Origin of the sequence: Streptomyces sp. 13-12-16 (assembly GCF_002114215.1) — a bacterium.
In the GTDB taxonomy this organism is placed as follows: domain Bacteria; phylum Actinomycetota; class Actinomycetes; order Streptomycetales; family Streptomycetaceae; genus Streptomyces.
Genome location: NZ_NCTE01000533.1, coordinates 1 through 13,965 on the forward strand (window position 1 = coordinate 1; position 13,965 = coordinate 13,965).

General features: G+C 69.7%; 11 protein-coding genes and 5 pseudogenes. 11 read left to right on the forward strand and 5 right to left on the reverse strand.

The window, feature by feature from the left end; all coding sequences use genetic code 11:
• From B7767_RS21510 to B7767_RS21525, 4 genes and pseudogenes are all read left to right on the forward strand, one after another.
• A pseudogene (locus B7767_RS21510) lies at window positions 1-626 on the forward strand (protein kinase); the annotation flags it as partial.
• A gap of 53 nt (window positions 627-679) precedes the next feature.
• The gene (locus B7767_RS21515; protein ID WP_085573644.1) at window positions 680-1,198 is read left to right on the forward strand and encodes an RNA polymerase sigma factor; all 519 of its coding nucleotides are present in this window, start codon (window positions 680-682) and stop codon (window positions 1,196-1,198) included.
• Between the two features lie 47 nt (window positions 1,199-1,245).
• Window positions 1,246-1,539: a hypothetical protein gene (locus tag B7767_RS21520; protein WP_179167228.1), complete on the forward strand. Its 294-nt coding sequence runs from the start codon at window positions 1,246-1,248 to the stop codon at window positions 1,537-1,539.
• A gap of 367 nt (window positions 1,540-1,906) precedes the next feature.
• Window positions 1,907-2,668: an isocitrate lyase/phosphoenolpyruvate mutase family protein gene (locus B7767_RS21525; RefSeq protein ID WP_085573645.1), complete on the forward strand. Its 762-nt coding sequence runs from the start codon at window positions 1,907-1,909 to the stop codon at window positions 2,666-2,668.
• Here B7767_RS21525 and B7767_RS49370 read toward each other — a convergent pair.
• The 3 genes and pseudogenes from B7767_RS49370 to B7767_RS21535 form a co-directional block, all read right to left on the reverse strand.
• Window positions 2,599-2,901 (reverse strand): annotated as a pseudogene (locus B7767_RS49370) (hypothetical protein); the annotation flags it as partial. The gene B7767_RS21525 and the pseudogene B7767_RS49370 sit on opposite strands and share 70 nt — an antisense overlap.
• A 69-nt stretch (window positions 2,902-2,970) precedes the next feature.
• Window positions 2,971-3,120: pseudogene (locus B7767_RS48190) on the reverse strand (transposase); the annotation flags it as partial.
• Window positions 3,121-3,355: 235 nt separating this feature from the next.
• A complete protein-coding gene (locus tag B7767_RS21535; RefSeq protein ID WP_085573646.1) occupies window positions 3,356-3,679 on the reverse strand; it encodes a hypothetical protein in 324 nt (107 codons plus the stop codon).
• Window positions 3,680-4,332: 653 nt separating this feature from the next.
• On the opposite strand from B7767_RS21535, the gene B7767_RS21540 reads away from it, so the two are divergent.
• Entirely contained in the window at window positions 4,333-5,541 is a 1,209-nt protein-coding gene (locus tag B7767_RS21540) for a S8 family peptidase (RefSeq protein ID WP_085573647.1), read from the forward strand.
• A gap of 102 nt (window positions 5,542-5,643) precedes the next feature.
• Here B7767_RS21540 and B7767_RS21545 read toward each other — a convergent pair.
• A pseudogene (locus B7767_RS21545) lies at window positions 5,644-5,751 on the reverse strand (cupin); the annotation flags it as partial.
• 1,350 nt (window positions 5,752-7,101) lie between these two features.
• On the opposite strand from B7767_RS21545, the gene B7767_RS21555 reads away from it, so the two are divergent.
• Both B7767_RS21555 and B7767_RS21560 read left to right on the forward strand, forming a co-directional pair.
• Window positions 7,102-7,722, forward strand: coding sequence for an SRPBCC family protein (locus B7767_RS21555; protein WP_085573648.1), 621 nt, complete (start codon window positions 7,102-7,104; stop codon window positions 7,720-7,722).
• A gap of 36 nt (window positions 7,723-7,758) precedes the next feature.
• Complete coding sequence (locus B7767_RS21560; RefSeq protein ID WP_085573649.1) at window positions 7,759-10,071, forward strand: FdhF/YdeP family oxidoreductase; 2,313 nt, start codon at window positions 7,759-7,761, stop codon at window positions 10,069-10,071.
• Between the two features lie 520 nt (window positions 10,072-10,591).
• Here the strand turns inward: B7767_RS21560 and B7767_RS21565 are convergent.
• Entirely contained in the window at window positions 10,592-11,086 is a 495-nt protein-coding gene (locus B7767_RS21565; protein WP_256923523.1) for a 2'-5' RNA ligase family protein, read from the reverse strand.
• Between the two features lie 807 nt (window positions 11,087-11,893).
• Here B7767_RS21565 and B7767_RS21570 point away from each other — a divergent pair.
• The 4 genes and pseudogenes from B7767_RS21570 to B7767_RS44780 all read left to right on the forward strand — a co-directional run.
• The gene (locus B7767_RS21570; RefSeq protein WP_143652575.1) at window positions 11,894-12,379 is read left to right on the forward strand and encodes a hypothetical protein; all 486 of its coding nucleotides are present in this window, start codon (window positions 11,894-11,896) and stop codon (window positions 12,377-12,379) included.
• Between the two features lie 74 nt (window positions 12,380-12,453).
• Window positions 12,454-13,314, forward strand: coding sequence for an alpha/beta fold hydrolase (locus tag B7767_RS21575; protein ID WP_085573651.1), 861 nt, complete (start codon window positions 12,454-12,456; stop codon window positions 13,312-13,314).
• Window positions 13,315-13,448: 134 nt separating this feature from the next.
• On the forward strand, window positions 13,449-13,628 hold the full coding sequence (locus tag B7767_RS21580; protein ID WP_179167227.1) for a hypothetical protein: 180 nt from the start codon (window positions 13,449-13,451) through the stop codon (window positions 13,626-13,628).
• A pseudogene (locus tag B7767_RS44780) lies at window positions 13,589-13,965 on the forward strand (IS5/IS1182 family transposase); the annotation flags it as partial. The gene B7767_RS21580 and the pseudogene B7767_RS44780, both read left to right, overlap by 40 nt.

Consider the following 13,965-nt stretch of genomic DNA (forward strand, 5'->3'; position numbering starts at 1 on the left):
CGCGCGGCGCGGGCGTCTCCGTGCACGCACTGATCGCCGCGACGCTGCTGGCGACGGCCCGGCGGCGCCTGGGCGGCGACGGGCCCCGCACCCTCGGCTGTCTCTCCCCGGTCGACCTGCGCTCGCGGCTGTCCCCGCCGCTGCCCGCCTCCGCGCCGGTCCCCGCGGTCACCACCCATCTGCAGACCCTGGAGGTGTCCGAGGCCTCCGAGCCGCTCCGGCTGGCCCGTACCGTGCACGGGCGGCTGAGCGACTTCCTCTCCCGCGGCGACCACTTCCACGAGATGCGCATCACGCCGGAGATCCCCCGCAACCCCGCTCTGCAGCTGGCCACGGTCATCGCCACCAACATGGGCGTCGTCCCCGGCCCCCGCCTGCCGAGCGGGCTGCGAGCGGTCGACGTGCGTCTGGTGCCGGCCCGCGAGCACTACTTCCCGCAGGCGGGACGCAGTCCCCTCATGGCGTGCGTCGTCTCCTTCGAAGGCCGGCTCTCCATCGAGTTCCCGCACTCCACCGCCTGTTACAGCCCGTCCTTCATGAGGGCGTTCCGCGACGACGTGCGCGCCGGGCTGCTCCGCTTCGCGGCCACTGCGAACGCCGGGCGCGCCCGGGTGGCCACGGGCTGAGCCCTTCCCCGCTCCCCCATCCGCCCGGCTGTCACAAGGAGGCCCTGCCCGACATGACCACCGTCAGCGAACTTCCCTCCCCCCTGGCACTGCTCCCCCGGGCCCAGGCGGGCGACGAGCACGCGATGAACCACCTGCTGACCGGCATCACGCCCTACGTCGCGCGCATCTGCCGGTCCATCACGCACGACGACGGTGCCGACGCCACGCAGGAGGCGCTGCTCGCCGTCTACCGCGGCCTGGGCTCCCTGCGCGAACCGGCGGCGTTCTACGGCTGGGTGCGCTCGGTGACGGTCCGCGAGGCCGTCCGCACCGCCAAGCGCTACGGCGAGGAACGCTGCTGTTCCCAGGTGGAGTCACAGCACGAGACGAACCCGCTGGACGCGGTGCACATCAGCGATGTGCTGGAGCGTCTGTCCCAGGCGCACCGGCAGGTCCTCACCCTGCGTGCCTACGGGCTCAACGAGGAGGAGATGGCCGAGGTGCTCGCCCTGCCCGTGGGCACGGTCCGCTCCCGTCTCTTCCGTGCCCGCCGCCGGTTCCAGGAGGCGTGGCAGCTCTCGGCGGCATGAGCCCGGTGCCGGCGCCCGTTGCCGGACCCCGCTGATGTGCGCAAGCCATGGCCGCCTTCCGTGGTTCTCACTTCAAGCTCGTCGTCACCGGGAAGCTCATGCACTGGGACAGGACTCCGGCCCCCGCGTTCCGCCTCGAGCAGCACATGCGCGAGCGCGGTGTCGGAGACCTCGACGACCACGTGGAGGAGAACCGACTCGAGTCCACGATCCTCGGCGAGTCCAGGACCTGCTTCGAGGCACTGGAGACACCCGAGGAACCACTCGCCACGGTCCATGAGCTGACTTTCGATGGCGGACACCGGGTCCATGCGGCCCGGGGCGTCGCGGGACGCTGCTGAACGTGCTTGAGCGATGCCGGAGTCGTTCGCCCGCCTGGCACTGTGGGGCGGCTCGAGCAGGTGTGACGCTGCGAGCTACGCGCCGGGCCGCGTGAGAACGGGTTCGGCTGCTGGGCGTAACGCCCGGGGGAACCGGGAGATCGCTGTCGCCCTGCGGGTGAGCGGGTGATCGGTGGATCCGGGCCCGGTGCGAACAGGGCAGGGGCGGAATGCGGACGAAGGGCCGGTCCACGGAGTGCATCACTGCCCCGTTCCGGCGGCCGGTCGAGCGCCCCGGCCCGATGGGCAACCAGGAATTCGTCCTCCCGTCACCGGGCAACGCCTGTCAGCCCGTTGTCCGCGGCGATCCCGGGGTAGCGTTCCTGGCATGGCCCTTCACACCACCGTTGAGCGCGCTCAACTCCTCAAGCAGTTGCACTCCCAGTACAAGCCGCTCGTATTGCCGACCGTCTGGGACGTCTGGTCCGCGCGCACGGCAGTCGCCGCCGGATTTCCCGCGCTGACGATCGGCAGCCATCCCCTCGCCGACTCCCGGGGAGCCGACGACCACGAGGGGCAGACCTTCGAGGAGGTACTCGCCGCCGTCAGGCCGATCATCGCGGCGGTCGACGTCCCCGTGTCCGTGGACCTGGAGGCCGGGTACGGGCAGAAGCCGGCAGATCTCGTCGCCGGGCTCATCGAGGTCGGCGGCGTCGGCCTCAATATCGAGGACACCGTCCACTCGGACGGTGGCCGCGTGCGCAGCACGCAGGAGCACGCGGGCTACGTCGCCGGTCTGCGTACTGCGGCTGACGACGCGGGGGTCCCGGTCTGGGTGAACGGGCGCACCGACCTCTTCATCCACGCGCAGAACGCTTCCGACGTCCTCGATGAGGCGATCGAGCGGCTGCGGGCCTTGGAGGAGGCCGGCGCCGACAGTGTCTACCCGGTGGGCATCCAGGACGACGACGACCTGCTCACGGCGGTGACCGGCGCCGTCACCGTTCCCGTGAACTCCACGGCCCATCCCGTCAGGCACGGTCTCGATCGCTTCCGCCGTCTGGGCGTAGGCCGGATCACCTACGGCCCGCTGCTGCAACTCGCCATGACGGACACGATGAAGGACATGCTCAAGCCGTGGACACCCTGAGGAGTTGACCGGACGACGGGGCCGGCCGCCGATTCTGGGATCGTCGTGGCGATGCCACGCTCGCGCAACCAGGCCCGGTTCGCCTTGGACGGGTGGCCCTTGTCCGCGAGCAGGCGGTCCGGGCGCTTGCGCGGACGCCCCGTCGCACCGGCGAGGCGTGTCCCGTCGAGCGTGCCGGGCAGCATGGTCGTGTCCGCGGCCTGGCCGCCGGCAAGGATGAACGCCAGTGCCCCTCCCTTGCCGTCCGCGACTTGGCCGTCAGCCCGCCGCGGGAGCGGACGATCGCGTGATCAGCGGGTTCATCACCGAGCTCCTCGCAGTTCGGCCTCGCCCCTGTGTCCCGTGGCAGGGCCACGTCGTGCTGATGGACGCGCACGATCGTGGAATCGGTCGAAGTTCTTGTAGATCGTGTTCCGGTTCCCGAACCGCTCCGGCAGGTCCCGCCACGGCGCCCCGGTGCGGAACCGTCACGCCGTCGCCTCGACGACCGCGCGTCGAGGCGACAGGCGGGCGGCCCGTGGCCTTCACGCCCGGGAACAACGGCCCGAGCACGGCCCACGTCTCGTCCGAGATCACGTCACGCGACACAAGCACAAGGCCGCGCCCGACGAATTCGAAGACCCTCCGGCAACACGCTCCACGGCTGACCGGACTCACTGCCCGCCTGCGCCACGAAGCATCCACCGGTCAGAGGGGATCGGTGAACGAGATCGGCTTGCCGGTGGCGTGGGCGTATGCGATCTCCCTACTCGTGGACTCGCCGACATACCCGCCCGGGTTGACGACCAGAACCCGGTCAGCCAGGTCGATCTTGCGCAGGTGGAGGGCGTCCAGCGCGGCCTTCTGCTCGTCGGTGATCAACTCGTCTGCTTCGTGATCCCCGGCGCGCAGGAAGACGCCTGGCGCGACGACGATGACACCTGCGAAGGTCAGATCACGGTTCGCCGCGCTCATCTCGTCCACGAACCGGGTGGAGCCGCAGATGCAGACGATCTCAGGTCGGTCGGGCACGGCTCAGTCCTTCGGGTCGAACGGGAAACCGTCGGTGTGCGCGCAGCCATCACAGAGGGGCATACGAGCCGACAGTTTACGCGGCGAGACGTACACCCAACTCTCCACCTTCAGCGGAACCCGTCCCGGAGCTTGTGTGTGAAAGCGCAGGTCACAGCCGTTCATCGAGGACTGCGACCAGCACAGTCACCCCGTAGCGAACGGCGAGCCCGTCGTACCTCGTGGCCACGGCACGGTGGCGCTTGAGGGGACTGACCCCGCACTCGACCGCGTGACGTTCGCGGTAGCCGGCTCTGTCGAACTTCGGCGGCCGACCGCCCCGGGGCCCCAGCCTTCGACGGCTACGGGAGCTGTCCGACGCGCAGCAGTACGTCACCACCACGTACGAGGGCCAGCGTCCGATGATGAGGAGTACTTCCCCGACCCTCTTCGTCACTGTGCTCGCGGCCCACCGTCCCGTTGCATGTCGTGCCCATGGCAAATTTGTTGCCAGGTAATCAACTCCCTTGTCCTGTACGGCAGTCAGCGACGAACCTTGCTTGCAGCCGGGAGCGGAACACAACGCTCCAGGCAGCGGTGTGCGATCTCGCACGCCCACCCCCACAGACGCGCGCCCCACCCGGGCGCGCCTCCCGGAGGAGGATCCCCTCGTCATGGCACGACTGCGCAGCAAGAGAACACGGTTCGCGGTGATCGCCGGTGTCGCGACGGCCACCCTGGCCGGCGGGCTCGTCACGACTCCCGCCCAGGCCGCTCCCGCCGAGGGGGCGGTGCTCGCCGCCGGCTCCCCCACCGCGGTCAAGGACAGCTACATCGTGACGCTGAAGAAGGCCGCCGGGTTCAAGGCGTCCTCGGACACGGGCAGGGACCTGGTCGAGCGGTACGGCGGCAGTGTGCGGAAGACGTTCGGCAGCGCGCTGAACGGCTACACCGCCACCCTCTCCGCCACTGAGGCCGGCCGTCTGGCCGCCGACCCCGCGGTCGCCTCCGTCGAGCAGAACCAGCGGGTGAGCGCAGCCGACACCACGCAGTCCAACGCGCCGTGGGGCCTGGACCGCATCGACCAGGCCTCGCTCCCGCTGTCCGGTACCTACACCTACCCGGACAGCTCGGGCAGTGGTGTCACGGCCTACGTCATCGACACCGGTGTGCGCATCACCCATCAGCAGATCAGCGGCCGTGCCACCTACGGTTACGACGCCGTGGACGGCGACACCACCGCCTCCGACGGCAACGGTCACGGCACCCATGTGGCCACCACCATCGCCGGATCCACCTACGGAGTGGCCAAGAAGGCGAAGATCGTCGCCGTACGGGTGCTGGACAACAACGGGTCCGGGACCACCGCCGGGGTCATCGCCGGCATCGACTGGGTGACCAGGAACCACTCCGGTCCCTCGGTGGCCAACCTGTCGCTCGGCGGCGGCGCGTCCACCACCCTGGACGCGGCGGTGCGCAACTCCATAGCGAGCGGCGTCACTTACGCGGTCGCCGCGGGCAACAGCAACGCCAACGCCTCCTCCTACTCCCCTGCCCGGGTCACCGAGGCCATCACCGTGGGCGCCACGACCAGCACGGACGCCAGGGCCGGCTACTCCAACTACGGCTCGGTGCTGGACGTCTTCGCCCCGGGCTCCTCGATCACAGCCGGCTGGCACACCGGTGACACCGCGACCAACACCATCTCCGGCACCTCGATGGCGACCCCGCACGTCGCCGGAGCGGCGGCGGTCTACCTGGCCGGCCACACCTCCGCCACCCCGGCCCAGGTCGCCTCGGCCCTGGTGAACGGCGCGACCACCGGCAAGGTGACCGGCCCCGGCTCGGGTTCGCCGAACCGGCTGCTGAGGCTCGTGCCCTGACGGTTCCCCGCCCGGTGGTGACTCCGTGATCCACCGGACCTGAACCGCGGTGCCCCGGAGGCCGGCCGCCCGCCCGCCTCCGGGGCACACCGGTGCCGGTCAGGCTTCCTCGGCGGGATCGGGGTTCTCCTCCCGGTGCGGGACGAACGGCGGGACGAAGACGCGGTCACCCGGGGACGTGCGCGGCCGCACCTCCTCGACGCCCTCACCCGTACGGCCGAGTCCCAGTCCCGGGCCCGCCTCCCGGTGGTCCGGGGCGCCCGCCACGACGTCCTCAACGACGTGAACCACCGCTCGGTGACCGCCGAGACCGTCTCGCCTTCCTGGAGACGCTGCGCAACGGGCTGGTGCCGGTGGTCCCGGTGGAGTCGAGCACCCGGTGGTCACCGGGCCGCCACCGGCGTACCCCCGGCCCCGCACCCCGGTCACGAAAGGTCCGCCCACGGCCTTCATCCTGTCCGTCTCCGGAAGCCCCTCCACCGGCTCACGCACCGCGCGACTGCTGCGCCATCACACCGCGACCAGGCGCTGAACCGGTCCCGATGGCGGCGCCGCCCTCAGACACATGCCCGGCGCTCTCATCGCATGCGCGCGGACACCCGTCGGACGGACAGTCGGCTCAAGCCCGTCCCGGACATGCCACACCCCGCTGCACTCCCCACCGCCAGGCCGTCGAACATGGAAAATGCAGGATTCCAGCTGGAGTATTAGGATTCCTCACGCAATGCCCCATACGGACCGAGTGCTGATGTACGTGCATCATGACGGCAATCGATGCGGAGATCGTCGTCACGAGCGGGTCCGCCCAGGGACGCCTTGCCGGGTGTCCGGCCTTGGACGACTTGGTCACCTGGCCACAGACCCTGGCGCGCTCACCGCCCGGTGTGGCGTCGTCCGGACGGACGAGGGGCGCAACCCCGAGTTCCGATTCGGACCCTCCGGTCAGAACGGGGTCGCCGTGGTCATGACGGCGGGCATGGTCCGATCGGGGACGCCGGTGCGCGTTTCGGTGCGTCTGGCCGACGGACGGGCCGATGAGCGCCACGAACGGCTGCAGCGTGTCCGGCGACCTGGCCGCTGGAGGTCGTGGCGGCGCTGGTCTGCCGCCGGCCGACGCCGGTGGATGGGTACGCAGCCGAGGGTGAGGAAGACTTGGTGGATGTCGTAGCGGATCCGTGGGCGGAGGAACCAGTACGGACGGGCGAACGCGCTCCACCACCCAGCGCTGGGTGCCCTGCCGCTGCTCCGCACTGTGCGAACCGAACTCGGCAAACCGCATCGCCGACCCTCTGCCGGCCGGCGAGGCCGACCCGGTGACACGATCGTCGCCGACGTGCGCGACGCCCCCCTGCACCGCACCGTCCGCAAGGCCGCCGCGGACCAGCCGCCGCGAGACAGCCCGGTGACCGGCCCGCCCCTCCCGCAGCCGGCACCCCGCGGGACACGAACGCCCCGGGGTGACTCGAAGTGCGCGATGTGGGAACCGGAAGAGAAGCCCTGACGCACGAAGAGAGGCCGGGTGCCCGCACGCCCGGCTCCCTCACCTGAGGAGAGAGCACGATGGCGCACGAAGACGACCTCCAGCAGGCCGTGCCGGACACGCCGGGGACGCGCACTGACGGCGACCGCGTCACGCGCCGCCGACCGCTGCGGGAGCGGCACGTCGAGGAGACGGTCGAGGTCGCGGTGCCGGTGCGGACGGCGTACAACCAGTGGACGCAGTTCAAGACCTTCCCGCGCTTCTCGACCGTGGTGCACGGCGTCGAGCAGATCAGGCCCGCCGTGACCGCCTGGACCATCGGCTACGGGCCCCTGCGCCACCGCTTCGCGGTCGAGATCGTGGAGCAGGACCCCGACGCCTACCTGGCCTGGCGCGGTCTTGAACAGAACCCCTCCCACCAGGGCGAGGTCGAGTTCAGGCCGACGGAGTCCGGCGGCACCGCGATCACCGTCCGGATGCTCCTGGAACCACGGGGAGCCGCGAGGGTCCTCACCCGCTCGTCCAGGGCCGCTCGGCTGACCGCCCGGCTGGTGCGCGGGGAACTCGTGAACTTCAAGCAGTTCATCGAGGGACTGGGACAGGAGGGCGGGGCCTGGCGCGGCACCATCCGCAACGGTCGCGTGCAGCACGATCACCCGGAACCGCCCAGGAGCCGCGTGGCCCAGTGGCCCGTCGGCTGACCGGCGTGCCGGACACGGCAAGAGAAAGGCGAACCGATGCAGAACCCGGCCGGCGAGGAGCCGGAGACCACCCTCTCCGTGACACCGCCGAAGAAGTGGGCGGCCGGAGTCCCCGCGGTCGTGCACGCGCTGGAGTACTCCCTGGAGCAGACCTCCCCGCGCAAGACCGGGGTGGACCTGCTGACCATGAACCAGGTGGGCGGGATCGACTGCCCCGGCTGCGCGTGGGCGGACCCGGCCCCGGGCCGGCGCCATCGCAACGAGTACTGCGAGAACGGCGCCAAGCACATCAACGACGAGGCCACCACGCGCCGGGTCACCGCCGCCTTCTTCCGTGAGCACAGCGTCTCCGACCTCGCCACCCGCTCCGACATGTGGCTCAACCAGCAGGGCCGGCTCACCGAGCCGATGATCAAGCGGCCCGGCTCCGAGCACTACGAGCCCATCGGCTGGAACGACGCCCTGGGCGTCCTCGCGCAGGAACTCCAGGCGCTGGCCTCCCCCGACGAGGCCGTCTTCTACACCTCCGGCCGCGCCAGCAACGAGGCCGCCTTCGTCCTGCAGCTCTTCGCCCGCGCCTTCGGCACCAACAACCTGCCCGACTGCAGCAACATGTGCCACGAGTCCAGCGGCTTCGCCCTGAGCGAGACCCTGGGCACCGGCAAGGGCACCGTCAGCCTCGACGACCTCCACCACGCCGACCTGATCTTCCTGGTCGGGCAGAACCCGGGCACCAACCACCCGCGCCAGCTCAGCGCTCTGGAGGAGGCCAAGCGCAACGGCGGCCGGATCGTGGCGGTCAACCCGCTGCCGGAAGCCGGGCTGCGGCGCTTCAAGAACCCGCAGAAACCGAGCGGGATCATCGGACGCGGCACCCAGATCGCCGACCGCTTCCTGCACATCAAGCCCGGCGGCGACCTCGCCCTGTTCCAGGCCCTCAACCGCCTGCTGCTGGAGGCCGAGGACGCCCGGCCCGGCACCGTCCTGGACCACGACTTCATCGGCGCCCGCACCAGCGGCTTCGAGGAGTTCGCCCGGCACGCCCGCACCGTCGACTGGGACGACGTGCGCACGGCGACCGGACTGACCCGCGAGGAGATCGAGAAGGTCCGCGACGAGGTCCTGCGGAGCGAGCGCGTCATCGTCTGCTGGGCGATGGGCATCACCCAGCACAAGCACGGCGTGCCCACCATCCGGGAGATCGTCAACTTCCTGATGCTGCGCGGCAACCTGGGGCGCGCCGGTACCGGCGCCTGCCCGGTGCGCGGCCACAGCAACGTCCAGGGCGACCGCACCATGGGCATCTGGGAGCAGATGCCGGACACCTTCCTCGACGCCCTGCAGAAGGAGTTCGGCTTCGACCCGCCGCGCCCGCACGGCCTGGACTCGGTGGACTCGATCAAGGCGATGCTCGAGGGTCGCGTCAAGGTCTTCCTCGCCCTGGCCGGCAACTTCGTCCGCGCCGCTCCCGACAGCAAGGTCACCGAGGAGGCGATGCGCTCGTGCCGGCTGACCGCCCACATCTCCACCAAGCTCAACCGCTCGCACACGGTCTGCGGCGACACCGCGCTGATCCTGCCGACCCTGGGGCGTACCGAGCGTGACGTCCAGGCCGACGGCGAGCAGTTCGTCACCGTCGAGAACTCCATGAGTGAGGTGCACACCTCCCAAGGCCGCCTCGAACCGGCCTCCCCGCTGCTGCTCAGCGAAGTCGCCATCCTGTGCCGGCTCGCCCGCCGCACCCTGGACGGCAGGACGGACATCCCCTGGGACAAGTTCGAGGGTGACTACGGCACCATCCGTGACCGCATTTCCCGCATCGTGCCGGGTTTCCACGACTTCAACGCACGGGTGACCCGCCCCGGGGGCTTCCAACTGCCCAACCCGGTCAACGAGGGCGTCTTCAACAACAAGGTCGGCAAAGCCCTGTTCACCTGCAACGAGCGCGTGGTCCCCCGGGCACCCGAGGGTCACCTGCTGCTGCAGACGCTGCGCTCGCACGACCAGTGGAACACCGTCCCCTACACCGACAACGACCGCTACCGCGGCATCCACGGCAGCCGCCACGTCGTGCTCGTCAACCCGGCCGACCTGTCCGAACTCGGCCTCGCCCAGGGCGATCGCGTCGACCTGGTGAGCGTCTGGGCGGACGGCTCCGAGCGCCGGGCCGAGAACTTCGAGGTCGTGCCCTACCCGGCAGCCAAGGGCTCGGCCGCCGCCTACTACCCGGAGACGAACGTCCTGGTGCCGCTGGACAGCGTCGCCGACATCAGCAACCAGCCCACGTCGAAGGGGATCGTCGTCCGCCTCGAACCCACCCTCGACCGGACACAGCCCACGCCCGCCTGACCGGCGGCACGATCCCGGCGGGGCCCGCGACAGCAGTGGGCCCCGTCGGGCGTTGTCGGCAGTGGTCCTGGATGGTGGATCATGGTCGTGTGATACGCCGCCGTGAACTGTCCGATACCGAGTGGGGGTTCACTCGGCCGCTGCTACCAGTTTCGTCGCTGGGCCGGAAGCGGTTGGACGACCGGACGCACTGTGACCGTCACGCGGAGGCGGGTGGCTGTCCTCGAGGTTTCGGCCACAGGGATCCATGGCTTCCAGGACACCGCCGGTCCGGATGCCGCTTGCGTCCCCGATGTCGGATCCGACACTCGACCTTCGGCAGCAGCGGCTCGATCACCGCTCACAGCTCGTCGTCGACTTCCCACGGCTTCGGCCGAGCCACCCGCACCCCCGGGTCACCAGTCCTGGAGTGATCCAACCACCTTGAAGATCATTTGGTCAGGAGTTCTTACGGACGGTGCCACCGGCCGCTGAGCCACCACTTCGGCGGGGACGCTGACCGGTTGGCGTCGGGGACCTCTCAGGGCCGGGGCGCCAGCACCTCCAGGGCGCCGGTCTCGGTGTCGTAGCTGCGCAGGGTGACGAGCCGGACCGACAGCGGCGGCACCGGCAGCAGTTCGGGGACCCGTCGGCCGGTGAAGGCACCTGCCCGTCGGGTACGACCGAGCGTGATGTGCGGGATCCAGCGCCCGGGTTCGTGGAATGGGCTGAGGCTCCCGGGCGGACTGTCCGAGGCCACCGCCTCCCACACCCGACGGTGCAAACCGGCCAGCGCGGAGTCGAGAGCCAACCCCCAGGCCAGTACCGAGGTAGGACGCTCGAAGCGAACCACGCCGGTGAACCGCACCGGCAGCGGCAGGACGGCGGCCACCTCGGCGAGCTCCCAGCGGATCGGAGCAGTCAGCTCCGGGCAGGCGGCCAGGGTCAGGTGCGGGCTGTTGGTCGGCGAGCGGTGGCGCGCCTGACTGGGCAGCCCCACGTCCGCGAGCCGCCGCCAGGCCTCCCGAACCGCCAACTCCGCCGCCTCATCCAACAGAAGCTCGACCGTACGCACCACCGCAGCCTACCGGCGGTCTGTGCGTGAGCATGCTCGCAGGGGCAGGCCGCACTGTTCAGGAAGTACGGCGGAAGACGGCGGCAGAGCCGATGACGCCCGAGAACGGGCCATCACCAGGAACTGCCTCCAGGTGGGCTTCCGTCCTTGCGCCCGCTTTTCTTCGTCCGTTTCCTGCTCGCGCTGCCCGGAGACCCCCTCGGGACGTCCTCCGCGCTGTTCGAACCGGTTCGGAAGGTTTTCCGTCTCCTGCTGCGGTTGCTGAACGGGCCGGGCATGCGCGGTGACTGGGACAGCGACGCCGGACGGCTCCTCCTCGAGGGCACCGGCCCGGCCGGGGCCGACAACCGCATCCGCGCCTCCACGACACCGCCGGCCAACTCGCACCGAACGCCCTACAGGGCGCCCCCGTCCTGGCCGCGACGCTCACCGACATCCTCCCCAACAGGCCCTCCGCACCCGTCCGGCGACCCGTCCAAGCCCCCGACAACCCAGTCGGCCGGACGCACTCCCGCCGCCCGTGAGCGAGGTCCCGGCAAGGCTCATTCGGCGAGTGGCCGGGATCTTCGCGTGGTGAGTACCGGCAATCAGCGGTGACTTGGTACGTCAAAGCGCAGACTTAGCTCAAATCGGATTGGGCAGCCGCCTCTCGGCGGAAGACTTCTGTTGCAGTCCAAAGCGGCAGAAAAAGCGGCAGGAACACTGGTGCGATCCGATCGGATGATCCGGTCGGACGGGACATCGCCGGTCGCCGGCAGGGGAGGCCTGATGGCACTGGAAGAGCACGAGCGAGTGAGCGCTGTCATCGGCCTGCGGATGCAGGAGTACGAGACGCTTCGTACTGAGGTCGTCCAAAGGATCGCCGCTCGGCAGCAGATGACCGGGTATGCCGCCGCGCTGACCGCTATCGCCGCGACGCTGGGCGGGAATCTCGGCTGGTGGCGGTGGCTCATCGTGACGCTGGTGGTTCTGGGTTCGGCCCTCTACCTCCGGGACAGCAATAAGGGGGTCCAGCGCATCGGTCTTCATCTGCAGGATCTGGAGAAGGACATCAACGCGCTTGCCGTTGAAGTCTACGGACAACCAGTTCTTTCCTGGGAAAGTCGTCGGCAAGGCCAGCGCGAAAGAGAGGGATGGACCTGGAAGGTGATCGGCATCTTCGGGGGCTGGCACTTGCGCAAGCCGACCAAAGAACTTCCTGGACAACGCACCAGCCCGAATGGCCGCACGAGGGTTCGAACGCATGGTGAGTGATCGGGGCTGCTCGTTGACCCCTGCCACCAAACAGAGCACGAGGGCACCAGCGAAGCCCCCTATGCTGTTCGTCCATGAGTCAGCTGCTCACCCTGACGGTCCCATCCAGCGCCCGTGCTCGATCTCTCACCACCAGTCGCGGCATGTTCGCCGCTCTCGACATGGCACCCGACGGCTCTGTACCCCACAGGGGCACTGTCGTCATGGTTCCCGGCTTCATGGGCAGCAAGGAGGACTTCCTGCCCATGCTGCCACCGGTGAGCCGAGCTGGTTACCGTGTTGTCACCATCGATGGCCGAGGCCAGCACGAAACGGGTGGCCCCCATCCCCCTGCGACGTATGTGAGGGAGGAGCTCGCTCAAGACCTCGTTGCCGTCGTTGAGGCTGTCGGTGACGGCCCGGTCCACCTCGTGGGCCATTCGTACGGCGCTCTCTTGGCGCGGGTCGCCGTTCTACGGACTCATGGAGACCCCTCCCTCTGGAGGTCTCTGACACTCATGAACTTCGGCCCGGCGGAAGTCTCCGCTCAACAGCGCGAACGACTGCGTCTACTGCTCTCCGTGCTCGGCTCAATGACCCTGGAGGAGATCTGGCCCTTCCTGGAGGGCCAGGACGCCACAGCTCCAGATGACGTCCGATCGTTTATGCGGACTCGTTGGCTCGCCAATGACCACAACCACGTCAGGGCGGCTGCCGAGCACTTGCTCACCGAGCCCGACCGCACGGCAGCGCTGGCGGCCATCGGGCTCCCCAAGGCCGTCGTCTCGGGCTCACCCGACCTCACTTGGGCGCCGGAAGGTGTGGCGAAGATGGCCGACGCTCTGTCGGCACAACTCATCGCGTTGCCCGGAGGCGGACATTCACCGAACGTCCATCGCCCGGAGGAAACCACAGCGGATCTTGCAGACTTCTGGGGTGCCATCACTGCCCCCTGAGCCAGAGGTCGTTCTTTTCCGAACCTCATGTGCGATTTTTCCTGGTCAGGCATGAGATCGCGGTTGTCACGGGAGTCTCGGTCCGTTGCCGGCCGAAATGTCGTGGGGAGTGGCGGGCGCCGTCGATGCGAGCGGTGTCGGAAGCGTGGCAGAAGACCGCGGTGGTGCGGGTGAAGGAAATCGAAGCCGAACCGGTCCGGGAACGGGCAGCCCTGGCGGAGGCGGAAGAAGTACTCCGACGCCGGCTGATCGGCCTGGAGCAGTATCTGGAGGCGCCGGCGACAGCCGTGCACGGCCTCTGGCCATCCGCGTGACCGGAGGCCAGGCAGGTGACGCGCCGGCCTTCGAGGCCGTCATGGCAGGCATCCGTGTCCCACGCGCCGGCCTCGGGAGACCGAGGCCTCGGCCGGAGGCCGTCCTGGCGGACCGCGCGTACTCATCCCGGGCGCCCCAGAAGCATCTCCGCCGCCGCGGGACCCGTGCAGCCACTCCTCAGCCGTCCGACCAGGTCTGCCACCGTCCGCGGCGAGGCCGTGCCGGCGGGCGCCCGCCGGCCTACGAGCCGAGATGTACAGACAGCGCAACGCGACGGAGCGATGCGTCAACCGGTTCAAGCAGTGGTGCGGCCCGACCATGCGAACGGACAGACCC